Origin of the sequence: Nakamurella sp. PAMC28650 (assembly GCF_014303395.1) — a bacterium.
Classification (GTDB): domain Bacteria; phylum Actinomycetota; class Actinomycetes; order Mycobacteriales; family Nakamurellaceae; genus Nakamurella.
Map to the genome: position 1 here is coordinate 3,818,168 of NZ_CP060298.1, position 26,661 is coordinate 3,844,828.

A 26,661-nucleotide genomic window follows, 5' to 3' on the forward strand; every position below is an offset into this window, starting at 1 on the left:
TTCGCATCACACGGCATTCCCGCGATACTCCCGGTACACCGGCAGCACACCGTTGTGCAGCGACACGTTCATCGGCACGTCCATCAGCACGTTCGTCATCAGGAGGATGCGTGACCTCGACAATCAATGCGGGCCCACAGGGCGAGATGAAGCTCGACGGCGAGGGGATGGACCGGAAGGTCGGGTTCTTCGGACTGCTGTGGGCCTCGGAAGGATCGATCATCGGCTCCGGTTGGCTGTTCGGAGCCCTGACCGCGGTCGGCATCGCCGGCCCCTCTGCCCTCATCGCCTGGGTGATCGGCACCATCATCATCCTCATCCTCGCCCTGGTGCACGCGGAACTCGGTGGTCTGTTCCCGGTGAGCGGCGGCACCAGCCGGTTCCCGCACTACGCCTTCGGCAGCCTGGCCGGCGCGACCTTCGGATGGTTCACCTACATCCAGGCCGCCGCGGTGGCGCCGATCGAAGTGCTGGCCGCCATCCAGTACATGTCCAGCTACCAGTGGGCCAAGAATCTCAACCTGTACTCGGAGGGGAAGCTCTCCGGGCTGGGCATCGTGTTCGCCGTCGTCTTCATGCTGTTCTTCGTCATCATCAACCTGATCGGCGTCGCCTTCCTGGCCAAGGTCAACAACGCCCTGACCACCTGGAAGGTGCTGTTGCCGGTGGCCACCATCGTGGTGCTGGTGATCGGCCACTTCCACGGCAGCAACTTCAGCGCCGGTGGTGGATTCTTCGTCCAGGGCGCGGCCTTCAAGTCCGTCATCCTGGCGGTGCCCGGGGCGATCATCTTCTCGCTGTTGGGCTTCGAACAGGCCGTGCAGCTCGGGGGTGAGAGCAAGAACCCCAAGAAGGACCTCCCGCGGGCCGTCATCCTGTCGATCATCATCGGTGCCGCCGTCTACATCGGCGTGCAGATCGCCTTCATCGGGGCACTGGACCCGGCTCTGCTGGCGAACGGCCGGACCTGGGCCGACCTCGTCGATCCGACGACGAAGAACCCCGCTCTGATCGCCCTGCAGGGGGCGCCGTTCTACGAGGTGGCAACGTTGGCGGGCGTCGTCTGGCTGGCGGCTCTCCTACGACTGGACGCCATCATCTCCCCGACCGGCACCGGTCTGATCTACCTGACCTCCTCCTCCCGGATCAGTTTCGGCCTGTCGAAGAACGGCTACATCCCCACCGCCTTCGAGAAGAACTCGCCCAAGAAGAAGATCCCGGTCTTCGGCATCCTGATCACCGCGGGGATCGGCCTGATCTTCCTGCTGCCGTTCCCGAGTTGGTCGACGCTGGTCGGAGTGGTCACCAGCGCCTCGGTGCTGATGTACGCGGGCGCGCCGCTGGCCCTGGGCGCGCTGAGGCTGCAGAAGCCCGACCTACCCCGCGCCTACCGGCTGCCGATGGGCCACATCATGTCGCCGATCGCTTTCGTCCTGGCCAATTTCATCATCATGTGGTCGGGCTGGGGTACCTACACGACCCTGATGCTGGTGCTGCTCATCGGCTACGCGCTGATGGCCGTCTCGGCCGCGTTCAAGATGAACCCGAACCAGACGCCGTTGGACTGGGCGGCCGGGGTCTGGCTCTTCCCGTACCTCATCGGCATGGGCGTGATCATCTACTTCACCCAGTACGGATCCGGCGGGATCGTCGGCGGAGTCGGCTTCTTCAGCACGTTCTGGACCGGCGGCGACGGGAAGCTCGCACTGGGCCCGGACCTGCTGGTGATGGCGGCGTTCAGTCTGGTCATCTACTTCGTCGCGATGGCCAAACGCCTCTCGCCCGCCCGCGTCGACCAGAACGTGCGCGACGTCTACCCGCCTCCGCTCGGCGACCACTGAGGATCCTGCCGCGGAGCCGGCCCGGGGATCTGCAGATCGTTGCAGGTCCCCGGGTCGTTCTGCGCCCGGGGACCCCGACTGTCGGGGCAGTCGTCCACACTGGACGGACCATGAGCGACAAATACCTGACGAAGATCGCGGCGCTGCTGCGCAAGGCCGAGACGACCGACAACGACCACGAGGCCGACGCCTACCTCCAGGCGGCGCAACGGCTGGCCACGCTTTCCTCCGTCGATCTCGCGGTGGCGAGGGCGCATTCCACGGCCCAGGAGAAGCGCGCTGTGCCGACCCAGCGCACCATCACCATCGGCGAGCAGGGCAGGCGGGGTCTGCGCACCTTCGTCCAGCTGTTCCTGGAGATCGGCCGGGCCAACAACCTGACCTGCGACATCGCCAGGAATTCCACCAGGGTGTTCGCCTACGGCTTCGACACCGACATCGACGCGGTGGAGGCGCTCTACTCGTCGTTGGTCATCCAGATGGTCAGGGCCTCTGACGAGTACATCAAATCCAAGCGGTACACCCAGGAGAAGGTCGGTCGCTGGGTGCAGGTGGAGGGGGCGCGTCCGGGATGGCGCGGACCGGCGCAGGAATGGCAGGAGCGTCCGGTGCACGCCACCACGGCGAGGGTCAATTTCCAGCAGGCCTTCGCGGCGCGCATCGGGGCGCGCCTCAAGGAGGCGACCACCCAGGCCAGGGCGCAGGCAGTCCAGGCCGACACCGCGGGTGCCACCGGCGTCGAGATCGTGCTCCGCGCCAAGGAGGTCGAACTCCAGGACCACTACCGGGCCAACACGACGGCCCGCGGATCCTGGCGGGGTACCTCGGCCAACTCCGGCTACTCGGAACTGGCCAGCCGGGCCGGCGACCGGGCCGGCCGCACCGCCCGCCTCGGCGGTGAGAAGGCGATCGGCGGCGCCAGAGGGGCCATCAGCGGGTGAGCACCGCCGATCTGCAGCGCGCCAAGGTGTACGAGGCCGAGGCCCTGGTCCGGCGGATCTTCGACCGGTCGGCGGATTTTCCGATCGTCGAGGTGGCGGGGTCGAGCATCACGCTCCCGCCGGAGCGCAAGTTCGCCACGCTGGAATCCGTGCAGGCCTACGTCGATCAGGTGCTGGCGCTGAACTGGGTCGGCGAGCGCTGGAGCCGGGCGTCCCTGCCGGTCGCCGTGCGATCGAGGGCCGGTCAGGGCGGCGCCCACTACGAGCGCATCCCCCCCGTGATCGCGGTCCCCCTGCACCGTGGCGGTACCGCCTGGGCGCTGCGTGAACTCGTGGTGCTGCACGAGATCTCCCACCATCTGGCGGAGCAGGACGAAGTGCACCACGGACGGCAGTTCACCGGCCGGATGGTCGATCTGGTCGATGGCATCGTCGGCGCCGAGGCTGCGTTCCTGCTGCGCGTCACGCTGCTCGACGTCGGCGCCGGGGTGGGCTGAGCAATCCCCCGGACGTCCTGCACAGTGACGGCTATCGCGCGCGCAGGACGTCACGGGTGGGGGAAGTTACGGGCGGGGGACGAGCTGCTCGGGCGTCGCCACGGTGATCGGCTGGGCAAGGAATTTCACCAGGACCGTGTAGAGGATGGCGGCGAGCACCAGGCCGACCTCGAAGGTGAGGTCGCCGACGCCGGGATGTGCTGTCGGGATCAGCCCGGTGTACAGGGTCTGGTTGGAGAACAGCCAGATCGACAGCACCGCGCTGACCAGCATGGCGATGGGTCCGGCCCAGTTCTGGTAGGACCGGTCGGCATAGACCAGCTCGTCCATCCGCCATCTGCGCAGGATCCGGTCCATGAACACGACGCCGAGCCAGGGTCCGATCCAGTACGAGATGACCAGCAGGAAGTTCTCGTAGCTGTTGATGTGATCGAGCCCGACGACGGCCACGACGAATCCGATGACGCCCATCACCACCGCCACGATGGCTCGCAGCGACGGCGTCCTGATCTCGATTCCCATGGCGCTGAACGACAGCGCGCTGGAGTAGACGTTGAGCGCGTTGGCGGCGATGGCGCCCAGCGCGATGCCCAGCAGGGTCAGTTTGCCGAGCCAGGTGGGAAGCACGCTGGTGAACGCGCCCGGGTCGGGGAACGCAGGTGCCGCAGAACCCAGTGCCGAGTAGGCGGCGGCACCGAAGACCTCCAGGAGCACGCAGGAGACCAGCACCCCGAGTCCGGACCAGAGCCCGGCCGCCCGGCCGGTGCCGACCGGCAGGTACCGGGTGTAGTCGGACGCGTACGGGTTCCAACCGGCCGCGTAGCCGAACGTCGCGCCCAGCAGTACCCACCAGGCGCCGGGGAAACCCGTGCCCGGGGTGCTGACGTGGGCCTTCGTCAGGATGACGATCCCGCCGATGACGAAGATCGCCGTCAGGACCGGAGCCGCGAACCGTTCGAACAACTGGATCAGGTTGTGTCCGAAGTAGGCCAGCACCAGCATCAGCGCCACCACGATGACCAGGCTGAGGTACTTGTTCATGCCCGTCAGCGACGCGAGGGCGAGGCCGCCGCTGACGCTGTTCACCGCGAACCAACCGACGCCGGCCACGAGCCAGTTCAGGCCCGCCGGTAGCACGTTCCCCAGGAACCCGAACGCCCGACGCGAGATCACCATCTGACAGAACCCGGTGTCCGGTCCCCAGCTGGACAGGACTGCATGGCTCACCGCTCCGAGAACGTTGCCCACCACGATGGCCGAGACCGTCTGCCAGAAGCTCAGGCCGAAGGTGATCCCCAGGATGCCGACGGCGATCGTCGCGAACTCCATGTTCGGCGACGTCCAGGTCCAGAGCATCTGCAGTGGGTGGCCGTGCCGCTCGGACAGTGGGATGACCTCGGCCCCGCCGGGCTCGACGGCGTTCACCTTCGCGCCGTAGTGCCGATCGGTGGCCGTTTCCGCGAGAGATGCTGACATGACGGGAATCATCCGGCCGGGTCACCGCCGGGACAAGGATCTCCGTGTCAAGGTCGTGTTTCCGGTAGATGACAGAGCACGAACCGGGTACTTGCCGGCCACGACGGTTGGCCCCACAGTGGTGCGATGGGCACATCTGATCCACCCATGTCCGGTCCGGTGCGATCCGGTCCGGTCCGGTTGCCGGCCGCGGCCCGGCACACCCAGCCGTGGGTCAACGGGCAGGGGGTGACCACCCCGGTCACCGCTGGAGCTGCCGTCGGGTCGGGTGCGGAGCCGCGATGGTGGGTCAACATCGCCCACATCCCCGGCGATTGCGACTTCTCCGAGCTGGTCGGGATCGATCGTCGGCTCCTGTTGCTCGACGACGTGCCGTTGACGCTCGATCTGGACGGACCCCGGCCCGTCGCGCACCTGGAGGTGATCGAGTTCGCCGGCGAGATGGCTCCGCGATGTTCGGCGGCCGGCCCGGTACGGGCTCTCAACCTGATGCTGCGTCGGGGCCGGGCCGTCGGAACCCTCGTACTGGTCACCGTCGACGGGATGGCGGAGCTCCCGGTGCCCAACGGCGGAACACTGGTGGTGGTCAAGCTCGACGGCGACCCGCGCTGGCCGGGCGCGGTGGACCTGCAGCCGGATGATGCCGTCCGTCAGGACGCTTCGGCAGGGGCCGGCCCCAAAACCCTCCAACTCGGCGGCGCCGGCCGGGTGGCCGTCATATCGGTCGTACGAGCCGATCCCGCGAGTGTGCGCTCAGCAGGCGAATTCGACGGCTGAGCGCACACTCACCGGCCGGACGAGGCCGCGCGGCCCAGAAACTTGCTGAGCACCCGATGGAAGCGGTCCGGCTCGTCCAGGTGCGGGAAGTGCCCGGCCCTGGCGAAGATCTCGATGGTGCTGTGGGGTAGGAGTTCCTTCACGGCCTCGGCATGCGCGGCCGGGATCAAGCGGTCGCGGCCACCCCAGATCACCAGGATCGGACGATCGGCGAGTTGCTTCAGTCGCGGTAGTGCGCTGATGGTCTGGCCCTTCAGACCGATCATCGAACGGGTGGTGGCCAGGAAGGCGCTCCGCTTGAGGGCATCGGAGAAGGTGGCCATCCCGGCCCAGGCGGCCGTCGTGCTGGCGCTCACCCAGGGCAGACCGATCCACTGCATCACGCTCAGTGCGGTGTTGCCGCAGTAGCGTGCCCAGTCCGACCCGATCAGCGGCAGGACCCACTCGCTGCCGGGCAGCGTGGCCGCCCGCAGCGCGGGGCTCAGCTCGGACCCGAGTCCGCCGCTGCTGACCAGGACCAGTGCGCTCACCCGCTCCGGGAACAGGTAGGCCAGTTCCATCGCGATGCCGCCGCCGAGGGAATGCCCGACGACGACGACCCGGCGCAGACCCAGCTCGTCGAGCAGATCGCGCAGAGCGGCGGCGTGCCCACCGAGCGAGTAGTCGTTCGGCAGGGCGGGGTGCTTCGGGTCCGACCCGACCGAGGCGCCGTGCCCGAACAGGTCGGGGGCGATGACGCGGTGCTGCCCGGCGAGGGCGGCGATCTCGACGTTCCAGGTCCCGCGATCACTGATCAGTCCGTGGATCATCAGCACGGGTGGGCCGGTTCCTGCGTCGGTGAAGGCAAGGCCCGCGGAGGAGTGCAGATCCAGTGCGATGGCGGTCATGGCGAGCTCCAGGGTCCTCTGCGTGCCTGTCCCCGCGGTTGTTACCGGCCGCTAACCCGACTGTACCCGGCAGAGGGGGCGACGACGGGGTCCCAGTGAGCGGCCGGCCGGCGCATTGGGCAAGGATGGACAGACACCACATCCGTGACTGCGGGGAAGCGAAGCGAAATGACAGACAGCACCACGGCACTCGACATCACGACCACCCCGGCCTGGGTGGCGCTGGCCGCGCACCAGCCGGTGGTCGAGCCACTCCACCTGCGGGAGATCTTCGCGGACGATCCCGAGCGCGGTCGGGAACTGACGGTGCAGGCCGCCGACCTCTACATCGACTACTCCAAGCATCGCGCGACCAGGGAAACGCTGCGTCTGCTCGTCGATCTGGCCCGGGCTGCGGAAGTCGAGGCGCGCCGCGACGCGATGTTGCGCGGTGACCACATCAACACCAGCGAGGATCGCGCCGTGCTGCACACCGCCCTGCGTCTTCCGGCGGACGCGGAACTGACCGTGGACGGGCAGGACGTGGTGACCGACGTACACGACGTGTTGGACCGGATGGGCGATTTCACCGACCGACTCCGGTCCGGCGAGTGGGTCGGCGCGACCGGCAAGAAGATCCAGACCGTGGTCAACATCGGCATCGGCGGATCCGATCTCGGCCCGGTGATGATCTACCAGGCCCTGCGTGCCTACGCCGACGCGGGCATCAGCTGCCGTTTCGTCTCCAACGTCGACCCGTCCGATCTGGTCGCGAAGACCGCCGGGCTGGCTCCGGAGACCACCCTGTTCATCATTGCTTCGAAGACCTTCTCCACCCTCGAGACGCTGACCAACGCCACTGCGGCCCGCCGCTGGCTGCTGGCCGGGCTCGGGCTCGACGGTGACGAGGGCACCGCGGCCGTCGCCAAGCACTTCGTCGCAGTCTCGACCAATGCCGAGCGCGTCTCGAAATTCGGCATCGACACGGCCAACATGTTCGGATTCTGGGACTGGGTGGGTGGCCGGTACTCGGTCGACTCCGCGATCGGCCTGTCCGTCATGTGCGCGGTCGGCCGGGAGAACTTCGCCGAGCTGCTGGCCGGTTTCCACGCGATGGACACGCATTTCGTCACTGCGCCGCTGTCGGAGAACGCGCCGGTCCTGATGGGGCTGCTCGGCGTCTGGTATTCGAACTTCTTCGGCGCCGAGTCACGTGCCGTTCTGCCCTACTGCAACGACCTGAACCGATTCGCGGCCTACCTGCAGCAGCTGACGATGGAGAGCAACGGCAAGTCGGTGCGCGCGGACGGCACGCCGGTCAGCACCTCCACCGGCGAGATCTACTGGGGCGAGCCGGGAACCAATGGTCAGCACGCCTTCTACCAGCTGCTGCACCAGGGCACGCGGCTGGTACCGGCCGACTTCATCGGCGTGGCCGAACCTCTCGACGACCTCCCGACGCTGGACGGTACCGGCAGCATGCACGACCTGTTGATGAGCAACTACTTCGCCCAGACGTCGGTGCTGGCCTTCGGCAAGACCGCGGAGGAGATTGCCGCCGAGGGCACTCCGGAAGACGTCGTGCCCCACAAGGTGATGCCCGGGAACCGGCCGTCCACCAGTATTCTCGCCTACCGGTTGACCCCATCGGTGGTGGGTCAACTGGTCGCACTCTACGAGCACGCCGTGTTCGTCGAAGGTGTCATCTGGGGCATCGATTCTTTCGACCAGTGGGGGGTGGAGCTCGGCAAGACCCAGGCCGTCGAGTTGCTGCCTGTCCTGATCGACGGTGCAGCCCCTGCAGCGCAGCATGATTCGTCCACCGATGCGCTGGTGCGCCGGTACCGCAGCCAGCGCGGCCGGGCGATCTGATCGACCCCGGCGGCATGACCGACCCAGCCGGGCCGACCCACCCACCGGGGCCGAGCGACCCATCCGGGCCGCACTCGGGCCACGTGGTCCTGGCCGACGTCGAAGGGGCGTCGTACGGCTCCCTCCGACGGCGGCCGACGTCCCGCGCCGAGCGGTATCAGCTGGGTCGCGCGCTGCGCACCAGGGTTCCGCGGGTGCTGCTCGGCGACTGGGTGCCGCCGGCGGGTCGACCCGATCCGGTGGCGCAGATCATCGAGTCGCACCAGGGGCGGCTCGACTGGCTGATCCCCCTGCGGGTCGGGCGGATGGTGGCCTCGCCCTACGGCTTCCTGCGCGGGACGGCGATCGTGATGGCGCAGGACGTCGCCCACCTCCCCGCCACCGGGATCACGCCGGTCATCTGCGGCGATGCGCACTTCGGGAACTTCGGTTTCTACGCGTCGCCCGAGCGGGATCTCGTGCTGGACCTCAATGATTTCGACGAGGCGCACCCCGGCGGTTGGGAATGGGACCTGCGTCGACTGGTGGCGAGCATCTGGGTCGCGGGCCGGCAGAACAGCCACAGCGAGCAGACCTGCGAGGCGGCGGCGATCGCCTGCGTGGCCGCCTACCGCGGTGAGGTGCGCCTGCTGGCCGAGCAGCCGCTGCTGTCCCGGTCCTACCAGCGACTGGACGTGGACCAGCTCATCGCGAACACCGCCCATCCGTCCCTCAAGGCCGAGATCGACCGGGCCGCTAGGAGAGCTCGATCCCGCACGAGTGACCGGGCCCTCCCCCGGTTCACCGAGGAGCACGAGGGTCGGCGACGGATCGTCGAGGAACCTCCGCTGATCACCCGCGTGAGCGTGGCCGAGTACGACATGGTCGGTGTGGCGCTGGACGAGTACCTGACCACGCTGGCCCCCCACTGGCGGCGGGCGCTGGGCGGGTACACGCTGGTCGACATCGCCCACAAGGTCGTCGGTGTCGGCAGCGTCGGACTGCGGGCGTACGTGGCGCTGCTGGAGGGCAGCAGTCCGGACGACGTCGTGTTCCTGCAGCTCAAGCAGGCGAGGCGGTCGGTGTTGGCCCAGTACGTGCACGGCGGCTCGGCGTGGCACGCGCATCAGGGCCAGCGGGTCGTGGAGTACCAGCAGGCCCTGCAGACGGTGAGCGATCCCCTGCTCGGCTGGACGACCGTCAACGGCCGGCAGTACTACGTGCGGCAGTTCCGCAACATGAAGGGGACGATCGCCCTGGACGCGATCGACTCCCAGGCGCTGGCCGACTACGCGGGCATCGTCGGGCAGCTGCTGGCCAAGGGACACGCCAGAACCAGTGGCGCATCTATGATCTCGGGCTACGCGGGGTCCTCGGACAAGCTCGACGTCGCGCTTGCCCGCTTCGCCCGCCGGTATGCCGACCAGACCGAGGCCGACCACCAGGAGCTGGTGCGCGCGGTGGCCCGAGGTGTGTTGCCGGTCGAGTACGGGCTGTAGAGGTGACGCGGATCGGACACGTCAGCTGCCGGTAGGTCCGAAACGCTCGACCCGGATCGCGTCGGACGCCACTCCGGCCGCGATCAGCAGATCGCTAGCGGTATCCGCGAAACCCGTTGAACCGCAGACGAAAGCCATCTGATCGGGGGTGACGATCCGGTCCAGATCTGTGTGCCCCAGGCGCCCGTTCGGACGATCGACCGCGGGATCCGCCACTCGGGTCAGAGCAACGGTGGCACCGGCGGCGAGTAGTTCGTGCGCGTAGGGCAATTCGGCCAGTGAACGCGCGGACACCGCCATCTCGAGCAGTTCCGACCGTCCGTTGTCGCGAGCGTGCCGGAGCATCGCGACCAACGGCACCACCCCGGAGCCACCACCGACCAGGACCGCGCGACGGTCCGCCCGCCAGACGAACCAGCCACCGATGGGCCCGCGGACCTCCAGCCGGTCGCCGACCGCCACCACGTCGGCGAGGAAACCCGACACCTCGCCGTCCGCCAGCCGTTCGACGTAGAACTCGACGGTGGAGGTGGCCGGCGCGGAAGCGATCGAGTACGACCGTTGGGCGGTGTAGCCGTCCTCGGCGCGCAACCTGATCACGTAGTGCTGCCCGGGAAGGTGGTCGATCCGATCCGGTACGTCCAGCACCAGCTTCACGGCGTTCGGATGGGGATGCACCACCTCCCGCACCGTGGCCATCCGCCAGGCGCCGGCCGGGACTGCGGGATCAGTTGCGCTGCCAGGGATCTCGATCACTGCTCAGTCACCCTGGTAACGCTGTTCCTTCCACGGGTCACCGCGGTCGTGGTAGCCGTTGCGCTCCCAGAAACCCTGTTCGTCGTGATCCATCAGGGTGATCCGGCTGACCCACTTCGCGCTCTTCCAGAAGTACAGGTGCGGCACCAGAAATCTCATCGGGCCGCCGTGCTCGACCGGGAGCGGATGCCCTTCGTGGTCCCAGACCACCCAGGCCTTCCCGTCGGAGATGTCGGCCAACGGCAGGTTGGTGGTGTAGCCGGTGGTGGACCGGATCATCACGTGCGTCGCAGAGGGCAGCGGCCGGGCCGACGCCAGCAGGATGTCCGCGCTGATCCCGGCGAAACTGGTGTCGAACTTGGACCAGGTGGTCACGCAGTGGATGTCACCGCTGAAGGTGGAGCCGGGCAGCTGGTGCAATTCCTTCCACGTCCAGCTGACCTGTTGCTCGACGAGTCCGTCGACGGTGACGCTCAGCTTCTCCGGGTCGAGTCTGGGTGTCGCCTCTGCCGTGAGTACCGGGAAGTCCTTTCCGGTGTCGTACTGCCCCGGAGGCAGCCGATCGTTGTGGGGCCGACGTGGACGACCGCTGAATCCTCGCGTCATCCGATCAGTCTGCCCGATCAGTCGGGCCTGTTCACGGGCAGGGCCGCCGGTGGCCGCCGGTCCGACCTGAGGAACGACGGCGCCCACCAGTTCGCCCGTCCGAGGAGCGCCATCAGCGCAGGCAGGATCATGATCCGGACGACGACGGCATCCAGGAGGACAGCGGCTCCCAGACCTACGCCCAGTTCCTTGAACTCGACCATGTGCAGGCCCGCGAAGATGGCGAACACCCCGATCATCACGGCCGCCGCACTGCTGATCACCGGTGCCGAGCGGCCGATGCCCTCGCTGACCGCCTGTCTGGTCGGCAGGCCGCGGTCACTTGCCTCCTTGATGCGCGAGATCACCAGCACGTGGTAGTCCATCGACAGGCCGAAGAGGATGACGAACAGGAACACCGGGATCCAGGCGATCACGCCGCCCGAGAGATGGAAGCCGAGAAGCTCAGCACCCCAGCTGCTCTGGAAGACCAGGGCCAGCACCCCGAAGGCCGCCCCGGCCGACAGCAGGTTGCACGCGATGGCGACGAGGCCGACGACGACGGACCTGAAGACGACCGTCATCAGCAGAAAGGTCATCAGCAGGACGAAGCCGACCACCCAAGGCGCCCCCGAGGTCAACTCGTCCACGTAGTCGGCGTTCCGGGCGATGGATCCCCCGACCGCGACCTGGACAACGGAGACACCCTGCAGCGCTGCGGGAATGGTCGAACCGCGCAGCTCGGCCAAGATCGCCCTGGCCTCCGGGCTGTCGGCGGTGAACGGCACCGGGATGGACAGCACGCTGGTCTGGCCGGTGGTCAGCCGGACGGGTCGGGCCGCCGGCGAGGCCTGCCCACCGGTCGAGGCCGGCCCACCGGTCGGGGCCGGCCCACCGGTCGAGGACGGCCCTGACACCGGAGCTTCGATGGACGACTCGAGACGCCTGACGACCGAGTCCACCTCGGCCCGCCCGCCGTGCAGGACGACCTCCAGCTGGCTGCGCTCGTCAGGAAAGGCAGAGGTGAGGCGTTCGTGGGCGGCGACGCTGGGCAGCGTCTGCGGAAGGTCGGCCTCCGTCCCGCTCTTCAGGTGCAGATGGGTGGCCGGCCAGGCCAGCACCAGCATCCCGCCGACCGCGATCAACAACGTGATCGCCGGGAATTTCAGTGCCGGGCGGAGCAGCTTCGGCCAGACGCGACCGGGTCGTCCCGACATGGTCAGCCGCGACAGGATCGGAATCCGGGGCCGGTCCACCCGTGCACCGAGCAGGCCCAGTACCGCCGGCAGGACGGTCAAGGATCCGAGGACGGCCAGGGCGACCACCAGCACCGCGCCCACGGCCATCGAGGCGAAGTTCACGTCGCCCAGCAGGAACAGACCGGCCATGGCGACCATCAATGCGCAGCCGGACGTGACCACCGCATGTCCGGCCGTCGCGGCGGCCACCAACAGGGCCTGCTCGCCGGTGCGGCCCCGAAGTCGTTCCTCCCGTTCACGTTTGAGGTAGAACAGCGAGTAGTCCACCCCGACGGCCATCCCGATCAGCAGGATCAGCTCGGCTCCGCTGCCGCCGTCGGGCAGTACGTGCGAGGTCACGGTGTAGAGGCCGACGGCCGCCAGCACCGAACTGGCCCCGAGCAGCACGGGAACGCCGGCGGCCAGCAGGGCACCGAACGCGAGCAGGAGGATGAGCAGCGTGATCGGCAGGCTCAGCAGTAGAGCCGATCCGAAGTCCCGGGCCAGCTGTGCGTCGACGTCGGAGCCGATGGTCAGTGATCCGGTCACCGCGATCTGCAGTTCCGGATACGTCGACCCCAGTTCAGATATTCTGTCCAGCAGCGGTTTTGGGTCGTCGGCCCTGTTGCTGAGCGTCAGTGGGAGGAGCATCGTCGAGCCATCGCTCGATAGCAGGCCGGGTGCGACCGACGCCACCATCGGGAGTTGCCCGAGTGCTCGGGCCAGGGCGGGGCCGGTGTTGCCGACCACGGCCCGGTCGAGCGCGGCGCCGTTCTTCGCGGTGATGACGACGGATTCGCTGCCCTGGGCGTCCAGTCCGGCCGCGGTGATCATCGCCGCGGCCCGGCCCGCCTCCCCGGGCGTGAGCTGGGTGTCGGTGGCCTTGTGCATGCCGGCGAGGTTTCCGCCGATCATGGACACCAGGACGAGCACGGTCCAGGCAAGGATGGCGATCCCCGGATGACGGATGCTCCAACCGGCCAGGCCGGTCACGATGGATTTCTTGGACGCCGCAGGCACGGTCGGTTCCGCGTGACGTCGGATCGAGGTGGTCATGGCGATCAGCTTTTCGAGCCTGCTCCCTCGGCGGCAGCGGCCCAGGACGTCGACGGCCGGGGGCTGGACCGTCGGAACATCGAGGGGCTGGGCCCCCTGTCGGGGAGACGCCGATACGTCAGAATCGACCCATGACCGCACCCGCTGCACCGAAGGGCCGCCTTACCGCGATCGCCTACCTGGGTGCCGCCTGGTCGATCACCGTGCAGGGTCTGCTGTCCATCCTGCTGCTTCCGCTGCTGATCGTCTCGTTGGCCCTGGTCGTCATCTGGGTCGGCCTGCCGATGCTGGCCTGGACGCTCTCGCTGCTGAGGGGCCTGTCGATGTGGCAGCGCCACCTGATGAAGCGGATCCTCGGCGTGAAGGTTCCCCGTCCGTATCGAAAGGCCAACGGCCACAGCCTGTTGGAGATGCTGCACATCAGGCTCAGCGACCCGGCGACCTACCGGGACATGTTGTGGCTGCTGGTGTCGACCAGCTTCGGGTTCGCCCTGGGGATCGTCTCGATGGTCTTCTACCTGGTCCTGCCGCTCGGAGTCCTGGCCACCCCGGCGATCATCAGGACCTACCTGACGATCGGATCGCTCGTGCTGCGACGATCCGACACCCAGGTGCTGGAGCAACGCATCGGTGAACTGTCCACCTCCCGCGCCGAGACCGTCGACACCCAGGCGGCCGAGATCCGGCGCATCGAAAGGGATCTGCACGACGGCGCCCAGGCCAGCCTGGTCGCGTTGAGCATGAACCTGGGGTTGGCCGAGCAGATGATGGAGAAGAATCCGCAGCTGACCAGGGAACTGATCGCCGAGAGCCGGCAGTCCGCCTCGGTGGCGTTGACCGACCTGCGCGGCCTGGTGCGGGGTATCCATCCCCCGGTGCTGGCCGACCGTGGTCTGGTCGGCGGTCTCCAGGCCCTCGCCCTGGCCGCACCGATGGAGATCGAGGTCGATGCGGTGATGGTGGGCCGGCCCCCGGCACCGGTGGAATCGGCCGTCTACTTCGCGGTGGCCGAGGCTCTCACGAACGCGGCCAAGCACTCCAGCGCCAGGACCGGCTGGATCTGGCTGCGCCACACGTCCGGACGTCTGACCGTGTCGGTCGGCGACACCGGAATCGGCGGGGCCGTCTCCCGGGCGGGCGGCGGATTGCACGGATTGGAGCGGCGACTGGCAGCATTCGACGGGACCGTCACCGTGGCCAGCCCGATCGGCGGGCCGACCATCGTCTCCATGGAGCTGCCGTGCGTGTTGTCATCGGAGAAGATCTAGCACTCCTCCGCGATGGTCTGGTCCGGCTGTTCCAGGCGCATGATTTCGACGTCGTGGAGGCGGTGGACAACGGGCCGGGCCTGCTGCGCGCCCTCGTCGAGCACCGGCCGGATGTTGCGATCGTCGACGTCCGGCTGCCACCGACGTTCACGGACGAAGGTCTGCGCGCGGCGATCGAGGCGCGTCGTCAGGTCCCTGGGCTTCCGGTACTGGTGCTCAGTCAATACGTCGAGCACCTCTACGCCCGCGAGCTATTGGCCGGGGGGCAGGGCGGAATCGGCTACCTGCTGAAGGACCGCATCTCCGATCTCGAACAGTTCGTCGAGGCGGTGCGCCGCGTGGCGGGCGGAGGGACCGCGATGGATCCGGAGGTGATCTCCCGATTGCTGGCCCGGCCGCGGGCGGCGGTTCCACTGGCTGGCCTGACGCCGCGGGAGACCGAGGTCCTCGGGTTGATGGCCGAGGGCCGCTCCAATGCAGCGATCGCCGGCCGGATGTTCATCACCGAGAAGGCCGTCGGGAAGTACACGGCTGCGATCTTCGGCAAGTTGGACCTGCCGGTCAGCGAGGACGACAACCGCCGGGTGCTGGCCGTCATCAAGTTCCTGGACCAGTGACCGAAGATCCGGGTGGGCCGGCCATCGTTCCACCGTCAGTGTTGTGTCGGTCCGCTCGACGTGGCCGCTTCTGGGCGGGACGGCTTTTCCTGGTGAGAAGGACAACTCCCGGGCTGTTCCTGCACCTGACGCTGCGTCTCGGTGAAGGGCCGACTGGACGATGGTCGGCGGCCCGGGAATCGGATGGCTGTCCACTACTTGCCCGACCGCCGTTCCCGGGAGGAACGGACCACGGTCCGACGTGTTGGAATGGCGGCCTAGCGGCCAGCCACCTCACGAGTCCTGTACGTCATCAACGTGGGACCACCTCCTTCCGGTTCACTTCCGAAAATAACCCCGCGGGGACGGTGGCCGCAACAGGTTTTCCCAGATTTTTCGTCGGCCGCCCCTGTCGGTCGGCATCTCCCTGCATGGATCCCTGCATGGATCAAAGTGCCGGGTTTGGGACGGGAGTGACAGAAGTCGTCACTTTCGCCCATGCCTGAGAAGTTGATCCACGCCAGGGCCCTGCTCAGTCCTCCTGGGCCCCATCGAGGTCGCGGTCCGGGTCGATGACGTGCACCGCAGCCTCCTCGGCGGTTGCGCCGGCCCCGTCGATGCCGATGTCGCCGGCCCAGAGGTCCTTGTCGGTGTCGTCGTAGGCACCTTCATCCCCGTCGACGAGGCGTCCGGCCCTGGCATCGCCGACCTCGCCGCCGTATTCGGAGAACAGGTTGGCGGGCGCCCCGGCGCCGACGTCCGGCTCCTCGGCGGCGAGCAGTTCGTCCAGGCTGAGTCCCTGCTCCTCCTCGCTCTGCGTCGGCACGTTGACGGACGGTTCCCGGTCGGGCGGTGAGTAGCCCTCGTCCAGTCCGTCCACCACGCCGCGGTCGAGCAGGGTGTCTGCGCTGTCGAGCTGAACGGAGACATCGTCCGCAGCATCGTTCTCGCGTCCGGTTGGATCGTCGTCGGCCATCGGAATGGTCACTTCCCTCTCGAGTTCACTGCACCCGGAATTCGGTCGCCTGGCTTCCCGGCGTTGGTTTCCGTGTGCTCGTCACGCCCGTGCGGGCGAACCTCCAGCGTAGTCCGCACGGCACCGGTGGACGGTCGCAGGTCAGTCGCTCTGCAGCACCGACAGGATGTTGCCGGCCGGGTCGGTGAACCACGCGATGTCGGGTCCGCGGCCGACCGAAAGCCCTCGCAGGACGCCCTTGTCATCCTGATGCATGCCGTCGTAGCGCGTCATCGAGATACCCCTGACGGCGAGTTCGTCGACCACGGCGTCGATGTCGTCCACCGGGAAGTTCAGGATCGTGCAGGTCGCCGGTACGTGGTCGGCGCGAGGGTAGATCAGGATCTCCCGGTTCCCCGGAATGTGCAGCCGCAGCATGCCGTTGGCCCCGGAGACGGCGAGGCCAAGGGTCTGGCCGTAGAAGTGCTGGGCCGCAACGATGTCGTCGACCGAGAATCCGCTGAATGCAGGCGATTGCGCAAGCACTGGTGCTCCTTCGATCGCTGGGCCTGGGTCACCGACCCCAGCGCCGAGCAGGAGGGCGCGCTCAGTTCCCGGGGCAGTCGGCCGCGATGGCCTCGACGCCGGTCTCGATCTCGGCGCAACCGTCGGCCTGCAACCGGGCGCCGATCTTTTCGGCGATCTCCGCGAAGGACTCGAGCTGGGCCGGTGTCAGCAGGTCGATGAAGTACGAGCGCACGGCGTCGACGTGGCCGGGAGCGGCCTGCTCGATGGCGGTCCGGCCCGCCGGGGTCAGGGTGATGAAGGCGCCGCGACCGTCAGTAGGGCAGTCCTCGCGGCCGACCAGCCGGCGGGTCTCCATCCGCCGGATGTGGTGCGACAGCCGGCTCTTCTCCCAGCCGATCGCCACCACCATGTCGCGTGCCCGGAGCTTCTCGCCCTCGGACTCGGACAGCTGGACCAGCACCGCGTAGTCGGCGGTCGAGAGGTTCGAGTCGCGGGAGAGCTGCCGGTTCAGCGCGGCCGCCAGCGGCATGTTCAGATGCTGGAGTGCACGCCAGGCCCTCGATTCCTCGGGGGTCAACCATCTTGTCTCGGACACCCCGCCAGCCTACGTGACTAGTTGACGCATCACCATGGTCTGGAGAATGCTCGGCTGTGACGCTGCTCGCCCGCAGGTCCGGACATGCCGCTACCCCCGGACGAAGGACTCCTCACCAGCGGACGCACCAGGTGGCTGCTCGGCAGGAGCTAGTTGATCTCGCCCTCGCCGCGGTGCTCGAACACCGGGACGTCGCCGACGATCGGGTTCGTGCGACGTGACGGCGCCAGGTACTTGGTGAACAGGTTGACGAAGGTGGCCAACCGGTTCCGGTTGCCCAGCAGGAGCCAGATGTGCAGCAGCATCCAGGTCAACCAGGCCAGCGTCCCGGTGTACTTCACCGACCTGCCGCCGAGCTTGATGTCGACGACCGCGGCCCGGCGGCCGATGGTGGCCATCGTGCCCTTGTCGCGATATTTGAACGCATGCAACGAACGTCCGGTGATCAGCGCCGAGATGCCCTTGCCGATGTGCAGGCCCTGCTGCTGCGCCGGCGTACCCAACTGCGGCAGCGGATCGGGGGTGATCGCCAGGTCGCCGGCCGCGAAGATGTTCTTCACGCCGATGACGCGGAGCTCGGCGTCGACGGTGATGCGCCCGCCCCGGCCCTGCGGCAGACCCCAACCGGCCACGGCCTTGGGGATGGTGACCCCGGTGGCCCAGACGATGACGCCGGCCTTGAGGAACTCGCCGTTGCCGAACAGCACCCCGTCGGGACGGACCTCGGACACCGACGTGCCCAGCTTGAGCTCGACACCACGTTCACGCAGCGCCCGGGCGGCGAACTCCTGCAGCTTGACGTCGAACGGGGCGAGCACCTTGTTCGTCATCTCGACGAGCACGATGTGGGTACGACGGGGATCCAGTTCCGGGTAGACGGAGGCCATCGCGTCGTTGCGCAGTTCGGCCAGGGCGCCGGCCATCTCGACACCCGTCGGACCCGCGCCGACGACGACCATGGACAGGTCCCCGCCGGTGGCCGAGGCGGCTGCGTGCTCGAGATTGGTGAAGATGCTGTCGCGGAGCTTCAGAGCCTGGGCGCGGGTGTAGATCGCCATCGTGTTCTCCTCGGCACCCTTGGTGCCGAAGTAGTTCGTGGTGGCGCCGGTGCTGAGCACCAGGTAGTCGTAGGCCATCTCGCCGCCGTCGGCGAAGGTGACCTTCTGCCCCTCGTTGTCGATCCCGACGACCTCGCCCTGACGGAAGCTGACGTTCCGCTGGGACATCCGCGCCGCCCGGAGGAAGAACGTGACGTCGCCGGGATTCAGGCCGGCGGTGGCCACCTGGTAGAGCAGGGGCTGGAACGCGTTGTAGGTGTGGCGATCGACCAGCGTGATGTCGACATCGGCCTTGCGCAGACCCTTGAGCGTCATGAGGCCGGCCATGCCGCCACCGACGATGACGACGTGCGGGCGCCGACGGGCCGTCACGATCCGAACTGGTGCGCTGCTGTCAGTCATCTTGCCGATCCTCCTGGTGGTTGATTCGCGCCACCCGGACGTCGGTGTGAAGCCGATGCCGACGGACGGAACGCGAAGGACTCTGTGGTGGCCGGCGTCGTCGAGGGCCCACGTCTCCTGCCAACCCTGACAAAGGGACGGCCGATAAATTCTGGCACAGGTTCCGGGTAGCGGATCTCACGGGCGCTATGCAGGGCAGCCCGGTGATCAGCGGCGGCCCACCCGGGTGGGGACGCGTTGCTGGTCCTGCCTGGACGGGAAGCTGGTGAGACCGAAACCCGCCAGCAGCAGCATGTCGACGGTGACCGCCACCGATTGCCACAGCGACCAGGAGTGTTGCGCGTCCAGTCCCGGCGTCGCCACCCCTGCGGCGGACACCAGCACCATGACCAGGCACAGCGAGCTCAGCCCGACCAGGACCCAGGACATCGTGCGCCATCTCGGGCCCGCGTTGGACATGGCCAGCGCCATCCCGATCGGCAGGGCGATCAACCCGACGATCGAGGCGATCATGTGCACCCTGGCGTGCAGGGACTGCTGGAGCCCGTTGGCGTCGGTGCGCACCACGCCCATCACCACCAGCCCGATGCTGCCGGCCACGAGCCAGTTGCCGACCCGGTGGTGGTCGACGGAACCGCCGGCCTGCAGCATCAGCACGGCGAGCGAGACCATCGTCACCCAGACGGTGAAGACCCAACCGCGCGGTCCGAGACCGTACTGCGAGATCGAGACGTTCGGCGGGAAGAAGTCGTGGTTGATCCACTGCACGAGGACGCAGAGCACCAGGCTCAGCCCGGCCCCGATGCGCCCGATCACCAACAGCAGTGGCCGGCCGGGCGACCGCGGACGACTCATCGACGTGCTCCGGCCGAGGGCGCGAGTTCGAGATAGCTCGGCCAGTGTCCGGCGTCGGTCTGCACGGTCTGCGCCGACAACAGACCGCGGACCAGGGCGCGGGTCACCACGTCTGCTGCGGCGCAGAGGATGTGGTGGAAGGCCAGTTCGTCGGACGCCGGTCCGGTGGCCGTCGACACGGCGAAGAGGGTGTCGCCGTCGAACTGGGTGTGCACCGGGTTCAGGGCGCGCGCCAGCCCGTCGTGCGCGGTGGCGGCCATCTTCGAGCACTGCACCTTGGTGAGGGTGGCGTCCGTGGCCACGATGCCGATCGAGGTGTTGCCGATCGTCGGGGTCGGCAACCGCGGGCCGCTGGCGTTGACCACACGCAGCAGGGCGTCACGCTCGGCCCTGGTCGGTGTACCCAGCCCGGGATGATCCTGATCCAGCAGGTTCCTGGCGCCCAGCAGTTCCCCGTTGCGGGGATCGATCGGAGAGCCCACGGCATTGGCCACCACCAGGGCCGCCACCACCGACCCGTCGGGCAGCACGCAGGAGGCGGTACCGGTGCCGCCCTTGAGGCCGGCCGTCACGGCTCCGGTGCCCGCACCGACCGCTCCCTGCCCCGGACGGCCGTCACCGGCGATGGCCGCCGCGACGGCGAGGCGGCCGAACTCGGCGTCCGGACGCGCGGAGAAGCTGCCGCCGCGGCCGAGGTCGAAGAGCACCGCGGCGGGCACGATCGGCACCACGTCTCCGGGGGCACCCACCGGGAACCCGATGCCGGAGGCTCCGAGCGCGTCGGCGACCCCGCCGGCCGCCGACAGACCGTAGGCACTGCCTCCGGTCAGGACGATCGCGTGGATTCGCTGCATGGAAGCGGTGGGGTGCAACAGATCCGTCTCCCTGGTACCCGGCGCACCACCCCGGACGTCGACCCCGGCGACCATCCCGGCCGAGGGAGCCAGCAGCACGGTCGTGCCGCTCAGAAAGCCCCGATCCCGCCGGTCGTGCTGACCGACCCGCAGTCCGGCGATGTCCGCCAGGGAGTTCGACCGTCCGGCCGGGTACTGCATCAGCCGGCCGATTCGCCGGCATCCGCCGGCAGTGCCGGGGCCGGCCGCACCGGGGACGTGGCTGGAGGGGCAGCGGCGGTGTCGGTCCCGACGCCGAGGAAGGACTGGGCCGCAGCGATGAAAACCCTGGTGCAGGTGAGGATGTCCTGCACCTCGACGAATTCGTCTCGGGTGTGCGCGATCCACTTCCCACCCGGGCCGTAGACGACGGTCTGCAACCCGGCGTCGCGGGTGAGGATCGTGCCGTCGGTGGTCCCGGGGACGCCCCCGAGCACGGCGGGGGTTCCGGTGACGGCGCTGTGCGCGGCCACCAGCGCGGCCACGACCGGCGCGTCCTCCGGGGTGTCGACCGGCGGCCGGTCGTCGATCACCGTGACCGCCGCACTCAGGCCGGCGTCCTGCGCGATCTGCTCGGCGAGCCGGGTGATCAGGTGCAGTAGGCCCGCGTGGCCGACACCGGGAATCGTCCGGACGTCCAGGAACACGGAGGCCGACGCCGGGATCACGTTGAGCTGGCCCGGATCCCCCGCGGCCAGCACCGTCGGCGTCAGGTAGAACTCACCGAGATGCCGGTGGATCCCGACGGAGTCCGCGACCTGCCGTTCCAGCTCGGACAGACCCATCAGCAGGGAACCCATGGCCGGCAGCGGATTTCGTCCCTGGTGCGGCATAGCGCCGTGGGCCATGACGCCCTGCAGGTCCACCCGTAGGCGGATGGCTCCCTTGGCCACCGCACAGATCTCGCCACCCTCCGGCTCGCAGACGATGACGCCGTCGATCCCGGAGGCGGCCAGTGGTGAGGCGGCGAAGTGCTTGGCGCCGAGCATCATTCCTTCCTCGTCGGCGAGCACGCCGACGATGATGCGACCGTCGAAGCCGGCCAGTTCCACCGCCCGTGCGGCGTGGATCATGGCGGCCACCCCGGATTTCATGTCGGCCGACCCACGCCCCAGCAGACGTCCGTCCACCACATCGCCGGAAAATGGTGGGAACGACCAGCTCTCGACGTCGCCGGGGGTGACCACGTCGACGTGCCCCTCGAACATCAGCGTCCGGGCGGGATGCCGACCGTGCACGATGCCGACGACGTTGGGCCGCCCGGTCGCGACCTCCTCGATCGTCACCTCCCAGCCGTAGTCGCGCATGGTGGCCGCGATCAGTGCACAGGCCGGTGTCTCCACCTCGTCGATGCCCGCGATCACCACGGTGGGCAGCCGGACCAGCGCCTGCGTCAACGCGATGACGGCAGCTCCGTCGAACAGATCGGTCATGACTCTGATCTTGCCCTACCGGCATCGGGGCTCGGTCCGGGAAGTCGGCCCGGCGAGTCGGTGCGGGAAGTCGGTCCGGGAAGTCGGTCCGAGAAAAACGGTCAGCGTCGGGGTTCGCCCTGTTCGGGCGTCCACTGCGCGGGCGGTGGGTACCCCTGGTACCCCGGCGGGGGCGCAGCCGGCTGACCGGCGGCCGACTGACCGGCGGCAGACTGACCGGGCGGCAGGTGGTGCGCACCGGTGGCCGGCGGCAGCGTCCGGGGCGGTTCCACCGCGGGCGGGGCCGGCGCCCGGTAGGGCGGTGCGGCGAGAGCGCGTGCGGCCGCCGCACGGGCGGCGTCGGCATCGGCGCGTGCGCCGGCGGCGCGGATCGCGTCCTGGTCCGCGACGGTGGTCTGGGCCTCGCGTTCGGCCTGCCGGACGGCCTCGGCCACCTCGGCCGAGGAGGTGCCCTCGAACCAGTCCTTCACGTCGTCGTCGATGTCACCGGGACGGGAGGCCGGCACATCCGTGGGCTCGTCCTTCGGAGGTTCGTACCGGAACACCCCGTCGTCGCCCTTGGCGCCGAGCATCCTGGCGAAGCCCTCGAGCGACTTGCCGAAGTCGCTCGGGATCATCCAGACCTTGTTGGCATCGCCCTGCGCCATCTGGGGCAGGGTCTGCAGGTACTGGTAGGCCAGCAGTTCCGGAGTCGGCTTGCCCGCCTTGACCGCCGCGAAGACCTTCTCGATGGCCTTGGCCTGACCCTGGGCCTGCAGGTACCGGGCGGCCCGCTCGCCCTGCGCCCGCAGGATGGCGGACTGGCGGTCGCCCTCGGCGGCCAGGATCGACGCCTGCTTCGCGCCCTCGGCGGTGAGCACGGCGGCCTGCTTCTGGCCCTCGGCGGTCTTGATGGACGACTCGCGCTGTCCCTCGGCGGTGAGGATCATCGCCCGCTTGTCCCGGTCGGCGCGCATCTGCTTCTCCATCGAGTCCTGGATCGACAGCGGCGGGTCGATGGCCTTCAGCTCGACCCTGGCGACCCGGATCCCCCACTTGCCGGTGGCCTCGTCCAGCACCCCGCGCAGCTGCCCGTTGATCGCGTCACGGCTCGTCAGCGTCTGCTCCAGGTTCATCCCGCCGACGACGTTCCGCAGCGTGGTGGTGGTCAGCTGCTCGACGGCGACGATGTAGTTGGCGATCTCGTACACGGCGGCGCGCGGGTCGGTGACCTGGAAGTACACGACGGTATCGATGGAGACGGTGAGGTTGTCCTCGGTGATCACCGGCTGCGGCGGGAACGACACCACCTGCTCGCGGAGGTCGATGCGAGCCCTGATCCGGTCGAGGAACGGTGCGAGCCAGACCAGACCCGCGTTGTTGGTCTTGTGGAATCGGCCGAGGCGCTCCACCACGGCCGCCTGCGCCTGTGGGATGACCTTGACCGATCGGATGACGACGAGGACGGCCAGGAGGGCGACGATCAGCGCACCGATCAGAACTGGATCCATGACGGCTCCTTCACTTGGTGGCGGGCTTCCGTCCCATCATGGACCCCAGATCACCACGGCGGTGGCCCCCCGCACCTCCACGACCGTCACCGGTGTACCGGGCGTCAGCGGCCGATGGCCTTCCACACCCAGGGCCGACCACACCTCGCCGCCGATCTTCACCTGGCCGCCGGAGGCGTCGACCGTGGAGATGACGGTGGCCTTCGAGCCGATCACGGCGTCGATGCCGGTACGGATCTGGGACGGGCCGTGGAACCGGCGCAGCAGGGGCGGACGGGCCCCGATCACCAGGCCCACCGAGGTGAGCGCAAAGATGATCAGCTGCAGCCAGAGCAGGTGCGGCGCGATCCAGGCGGTCCCGGCGCCGAGCAACGCGCCCGCCCCCAGCATCAGCAGGACGAACTCGCCGCCCATCAACTCGGCCAGCGACAGCAGCAGTGCCCCGCTCAACCACACCCATTCCGGCATGGGGCCAGTCTGCCACCCCAGAGGTCGGTGTTCCCGGGTCCGGGAGGTCTGCCGGCGTTCGTCAGGCGCCGGCAGCGGCGTCGTCGGGGGCGGTCACGAAGTCGATGAGCTGCTCGACCGCGGTGATCAGCGGGGTGGCCAGGTCGCGGTAGCCCGCGACCGCGCCGTTCACCCTCCCCCACATCACCGTTGTGTCCGAGATGCCCAGCGCCGCACATACTCCGGTTTTCCAGTCGACGCCACGGGGCACCGTCGGCCACGCCCTGATGCCGACTGATTCCGGCCGCACCGCCTCCCAGATGTCGATGTAGGGATGGCCGGTGATCAGCACGTGGGGGGAGGTGACGGTCGACGCGATCCTGGTCTCCTTGGAACCGGGCACCAGGTGATCGGCCAGCACTCCGAGCCGCCGCGCCGGTGACGGACCGAACTCCGCGACGGCTCCCGGCAGGTTGTCCAGGCCGTCGATCGGCTCGACGACGATGCCCTCGACCCTCAGGTCGTGACCCCAGACGCGTTCGACCAGCGCGGCGTCGTGGATGCCCTCCACCCAGATCCGCGCTGCCCTGGCCGTCCGGGCCCGCAGGCCGGCCACCGCCCTGGACCCGGAGGCCGACCGGGCCGGCGCGGCCGGAGCGGCGACCGGGCGGGTCAACGTCACGGGCTGCCCGTCGATCAGGAAGCGGGCGGGTTCCAGCGGGAACATCCGGCGTCGGCCCCTGCGGTCCTCCAGGGTGACGGTCGTCGACGTGCAGGCGACGACGGCCCCGCAGAAGCCGGAAACGGGGTCCTCGGCGACCACGTCGGGCGTGGCCGGGACCTCCGGAACGATCTTGCGCGGTGCCGGGCGTGACAGGACGTCCCGGCCGTAGGGATCCTGCGGATCGACCGGCCGGACGGCAGCACCGGCCGCCGTCCGGTACCTGGTGCGGACGCTGTCGTCGTATCCCTTGGCCACGACGGCAGACGGTACGGCAGAACGCCCGGGACTTCGGGGAGGGCGAACCCCGGCGGGTCGTCGACGCCGCGACCGCGTCCGCGACGTCAGGCGATCGACCGTCCCCAGCGGGCTCCTGACGTACCGTGGCACGCATGTCGTCAGTTCATGCCGCCACCACCCTCGCTCTCTGGGCGGCTGCCCGTGCCGGCGGACGGAGCACCGACGACGTGCTCGCCGCCGTCGACGCGGCCGGGCATCGGGTCGGGGTCAGGGCCGCCACCGCCGAGGTCGCGGAGGCGACCGGTCTTCCAGGTCCCGGATCACCGACGGCCGGCTCGATGTCCCTGCTGCCGTTGATGCTCGGCGGCGGCGTACCGGACCTGCTGCTGCCCACGGCCGGCGATCTGCGCGGGCTGCCCCGTGGGGGCGACATCACCGTGCCTGCACTGGATGCCGGCGCCGTGGTGGTGTTCCCCGACCTTGAGATCGGAGTGGTGCCCGCCGACGGCCAGTGGCGGGTGCACAGCTGCCGGGGAAGCCACCCGGCACTGTCGCTGAGCGAGGCCAACGCCGAGATCGACGGCGCGATGGCCGACGCCACCCACTCGTTGGTGGCTCTGGACATCGCCCGTGGATCCGATCAGGTGCGCGAACACGTGCGGCGCCGCATGCTGGCCGAGGCGGTCGACTTCCCCCACGGCACCCCGACGGCGGCGTCGGCGCTGCTGGCCAAGGTGATCTCCCTCGAGGCACTGCTCGCAGTGGCTTCCTCCCACGAGACAGCCGCGGTGACCAGCCGCGAACTCGCCGTCGTCGACGACGCCCTCCGCCCGCTGAACAGTGCCGTCCGGGCGGGGCGGCGCGCGGCGGTCGCCCTGGCCGCCAGGGTGCTCGTCACCGAATCGGTCAGCCGAAGTCGGGGCTGACCGACCTCGGCCTGGCCCGGCGCACCCCGTGCCGCCGGGACAACCCGTGCGGCGGGCTACCGGCTACTGTGCGGCGGACTCGCCCTCGGCGAAGCCCAGAGCGTGGAAACCGCCGTCGACCATGACCATCGAGCCCGTGGTGGCCGGGAACCAGTCGGACAGCAGGGCGCAGGCGGCCTTGGCCACCGGCGTCGGGTCGGAGGTGTCCCAGCCGAGCGGGGCGCGGCCCGTCCAGGCGTCCTCCAGACCGGAGAACCCCGGGATCGATTTCGCGGCCATCGTCCGGATCGGGCCGGCCGAGACGAGGTTGACCCTGATCCCTCGCGGCCCGAGATCGCGTGCCAGGTAACGGGACACCGACTCCAGAGCGGCCTTGGCGACACCCATCCAGTTGTAGGCGGGCCAGGCCTGCCGGGCGTCGAAGTCCAGGCCGACGATGGAGCCGCCGCTGGACATCATCGGCAACGCCGCCACGGCCAGAGCCTTCAGCGAGAAGGCGGAGGTGTGCACGGTCGTCGCGACGTCCTGCCAGGCGGTGGCCAGGAAGTCGCCACCCAGGGCCCCGGCGGGCGCGAACCCGATCGAGTGCAGCACGCCGTCGATCGACGGGAGGAACTCGCCGACCCGGGTGGCGAGCGAATCCAGGTGCCCCTGATCGGTGACGTCCAGTTCGACGACCGGCGCATCCTCGGGCAGGCGCTTTGCGATGCGCTCCACCAGGGACAACCGGCCGTAACCGGTGAGCACCACCTTCGCGCCCTGCTCCTGCGCCATCCGGGCGGTGTGGAATGCCATCGACGCCTCGGTGATGACCCCGCTGATCAGCAGGTTCTTACCGGTCAGGATTCCGGTCATGTGGTGGGTCCTCGCG

25 protein-coding genes are annotated in these 26,661 nt (G+C 68.9%); 9 read left to right on the forward strand and 16 right to left on the reverse strand.

Translation table 11 applies throughout. The features are described from left to right. Positions 1-110 precede the first annotated feature (110 nt). The 3 genes from H7F38_RS17220 (at position 111) to H7F38_RS17230 (ending at position 3,279) form a co-directional block, all read left to right on the forward strand. Positions 111-1,841 (forward strand): APC family permease, encoded by a 1,731-nt coding sequence (locus H7F38_RS17220; RefSeq protein WP_222618142.1) that lies wholly within the window; start codon positions 111-113, stop codon positions 1,839-1,841. A 110-nt stretch (positions 1,842-1,951) separates the two neighbouring features. Further along, a complete protein-coding gene (locus H7F38_RS17225; protein ID WP_187090982.1) occupies positions 1,952-2,782 on the forward strand; it encodes a DUF2786 domain-containing protein in 831 nt (276 codons plus the stop codon). Beyond that, positions 2,779-3,279, forward strand: a complete 501-nt coding sequence (locus H7F38_RS17230; protein WP_187090983.1) for a TIGR04338 family metallohydrolase — start codon at positions 2,779-2,781, stop codon at positions 3,277-3,279. The genes H7F38_RS17225 and H7F38_RS17230 overlap by 4 nt, the downstream gene beginning before the upstream one ends. 66 nt (positions 3,280-3,345) lie before the next feature. Here the strand turns inward: H7F38_RS17230 and H7F38_RS17235 are convergent, their stop codons facing one another. Continuing rightward, positions 3,346-4,755: a cytosine permease gene (locus tag H7F38_RS17235; protein WP_187090984.1), complete on the reverse strand. Its 1,410-nt coding sequence runs from the start codon at positions 4,753-4,755 to the stop codon at positions 3,346-3,348. A gap of 126 nt (positions 4,756-4,881) precedes the next feature. On the opposite strand from H7F38_RS17235, the gene H7F38_RS17240 reads away from it, so the two are divergent. Further along, on the forward strand, positions 4,882-5,532 hold the full coding sequence (locus H7F38_RS17240; protein WP_187090985.1) for a HutD family protein: 651 nt from the start codon (positions 4,882-4,884) through the stop codon (positions 5,530-5,532). Positions 5,533-5,540: 8 nt separating this feature from the next. Here H7F38_RS17240 and H7F38_RS17245 read toward each other — a convergent pair whose 3' ends face one another. Further along, a complete protein-coding gene (locus tag H7F38_RS17245) occupies positions 5,541-6,419 on the reverse strand; it encodes an alpha/beta fold hydrolase (protein ID WP_187090986.1) in 879 nt (292 codons plus the stop codon). Between the two features lie 168 nt (positions 6,420-6,587). On the opposite strand from H7F38_RS17245, the gene pgi reads away from it, so the two are divergent. Together pgi and H7F38_RS17255 are read left to right on the forward strand one after the other, a co-directional pair. Further along, positions 6,588-8,270 carry a glucose-6-phosphate isomerase gene (gene pgi / locus H7F38_RS17250; protein ID WP_187090987.1) on the forward strand — a complete coding sequence of 561 codons (1,683 nt, stop codon included), beginning with the start codon at positions 6,588-6,590 and terminating at the stop codon, positions 8,268-8,270. A 14-nt stretch (positions 8,271-8,284) separates the two neighbouring features. After that, the gene (locus tag H7F38_RS17255; protein ID WP_187090988.1) at positions 8,285-9,748 is read left to right on the forward strand and encodes a DUF2252 domain-containing protein; all 1,464 of its coding nucleotides are present in this window, start codon (positions 8,285-8,287) and stop codon (positions 9,746-9,748) included. 21 nt (positions 9,749-9,769) lie between these two features. Here the strand turns inward: H7F38_RS17255 and H7F38_RS17260 are convergent, their stop codons facing one another. From H7F38_RS17260 to H7F38_RS17270, 3 genes are read right to left on the reverse strand one after another with little or no spacing between them, the layout of a single operon-like run. Next, on the reverse strand, positions 9,770-10,504 hold the full coding sequence (locus tag H7F38_RS17260) for an FAD-binding oxidoreductase (protein WP_255498034.1): 735 nt from the start codon (positions 10,502-10,504) through the stop codon (positions 9,770-9,772). A gap of 3 nt (positions 10,505-10,507) precedes the next feature. Further along, positions 10,508-11,110, reverse strand: coding sequence for a sulfite oxidase-like oxidoreductase (locus tag H7F38_RS17265; RefSeq protein WP_187090989.1), 603 nt, complete (start codon positions 11,108-11,110; stop codon positions 10,508-10,510). A gap of 17 nt (positions 11,111-11,127) precedes the next feature. After that, the gene (locus H7F38_RS17270) at positions 11,128-13,383 is read right to left on the reverse strand and encodes an MMPL family transporter (protein ID WP_187090990.1); all 2,256 of its coding nucleotides are present in this window, start codon (positions 13,381-13,383) and stop codon (positions 11,128-11,130) included. A 131-nt stretch (positions 13,384-13,514) separates the two neighbouring features. On the opposite strand from H7F38_RS17270, the gene H7F38_RS17275 reads away from it, so the two are divergent. Further along, the gene (locus H7F38_RS17275) at positions 13,515-14,651 is read left to right on the forward strand and encodes a sensor histidine kinase (protein WP_187090991.1); all 1,137 of its coding nucleotides are present in this window, start codon (positions 13,515-13,517) and stop codon (positions 14,649-14,651) included. After that, positions 14,624-15,268: a response regulator transcription factor gene (locus H7F38_RS17280; protein WP_187090992.1), complete on the forward strand. Its 645-nt coding sequence runs from the start codon at positions 14,624-14,626 to the stop codon at positions 15,266-15,268. The genes H7F38_RS17275 and H7F38_RS17280 overlap by 28 nt, the downstream gene beginning before the upstream one ends. A 511-nt stretch (positions 15,269-15,779) precedes the next feature. Here the strand turns inward: H7F38_RS17280 and H7F38_RS17285 are convergent. The 10 genes from H7F38_RS17285 to H7F38_RS17330 all read right to left on the reverse strand — a co-directional run bounded on the left by H7F38_RS17285 (position 15,780) and on the right by H7F38_RS17330 (position 24,780). Beyond that, a complete protein-coding gene (locus tag H7F38_RS17285; protein ID WP_222618143.1) occupies positions 15,780-16,235 on the reverse strand; it encodes a DUF5709 domain-containing protein in 456 nt (151 codons plus the stop codon). 129 nt (positions 16,236-16,364) lie between these two features. Beyond that, the gene (locus H7F38_RS17290) at positions 16,365-16,748 is read right to left on the reverse strand and encodes a VOC family protein (RefSeq protein ID WP_187090993.1); all 384 of its coding nucleotides are present in this window, start codon (positions 16,746-16,748) and stop codon (positions 16,365-16,367) included. A gap of 61 nt (positions 16,749-16,809) precedes the next feature. After that, a complete protein-coding gene (locus H7F38_RS17295; RefSeq protein ID WP_222618144.1) occupies positions 16,810-17,325 on the reverse strand; it encodes a MarR family winged helix-turn-helix transcriptional regulator in 516 nt (171 codons plus the stop codon). 149 nt (positions 17,326-17,474) lie between these two features. Then, the gene (locus H7F38_RS17300) at positions 17,475-18,785 is read right to left on the reverse strand and encodes an NAD(P)/FAD-dependent oxidoreductase (RefSeq protein WP_187090994.1); all 1,311 of its coding nucleotides are present in this window, start codon (positions 18,783-18,785) and stop codon (positions 17,475-17,477) included. A gap of 207 nt (positions 18,786-18,992) precedes the next feature. Continuing rightward, positions 18,993-19,640 (reverse strand): DUF998 domain-containing protein, encoded by a 648-nt coding sequence (locus H7F38_RS17305; RefSeq protein ID WP_187090995.1) that lies wholly within the window; start codon positions 19,638-19,640, stop codon positions 18,993-18,995. Then, entirely contained in the window at positions 19,637-20,695 is a 1,059-nt protein-coding gene (locus H7F38_RS17310) for a P1 family peptidase (protein ID WP_187090996.1), read from the reverse strand. The genes H7F38_RS17305 and H7F38_RS17310 overlap by 4 nt, the downstream gene beginning before the upstream one ends. Continuing rightward, positions 20,695-21,966, reverse strand: a complete 1,272-nt coding sequence (locus H7F38_RS17315; RefSeq protein WP_187090997.1) for a M20 family metallopeptidase — start codon at positions 21,964-21,966, stop codon at positions 20,695-20,697. The genes H7F38_RS17310 and H7F38_RS17315 overlap by 1 nt, the downstream gene beginning before the upstream one ends. A gap of 101 nt (positions 21,967-22,067) precedes the next feature. Next, positions 22,068-23,456 (reverse strand): SPFH domain-containing protein, encoded by a 1,389-nt coding sequence (locus tag H7F38_RS17320; protein WP_187090998.1) that lies wholly within the window; start codon positions 23,454-23,456, stop codon positions 22,068-22,070. Positions 23,457-23,492: 36 nt separating this feature from the next. Next, positions 23,493-23,924: an NfeD family protein gene (locus tag H7F38_RS17325; RefSeq protein ID WP_187090999.1), complete on the reverse strand. Its 432-nt coding sequence runs from the start codon at positions 23,922-23,924 to the stop codon at positions 23,493-23,495. Between the two features lie 61 nt (positions 23,925-23,985). Further along, positions 23,986-24,780, reverse strand: coding sequence for a DUF3097 family protein (locus H7F38_RS17330; protein ID WP_222618716.1), 795 nt, complete (start codon positions 24,778-24,780; stop codon positions 23,986-23,988). 236 nt (positions 24,781-25,016) lie between these two features. Between H7F38_RS17330 and H7F38_RS17335 the strand changes: the two genes are divergently transcribed. Continuing rightward, on the forward strand, positions 25,017-25,790 hold the full coding sequence (locus H7F38_RS17335; RefSeq protein WP_187091001.1) for a hypothetical protein: 774 nt from the start codon (positions 25,017-25,019) through the stop codon (positions 25,788-25,790). 63 nt (positions 25,791-25,853) lie between these two features. Here the strand turns inward: H7F38_RS17335 and fabI are convergent, their stop codons facing one another. Continuing rightward, positions 25,854-26,645 (reverse strand): enoyl-ACP reductase FabI, encoded by a 792-nt coding sequence (gene fabI / locus H7F38_RS17340; RefSeq protein ID WP_187091002.1) that lies wholly within the window; start codon positions 26,643-26,645, stop codon positions 25,854-25,856. Between the last annotated feature and the right edge of the window lie 16 nt (positions 26,646-26,661).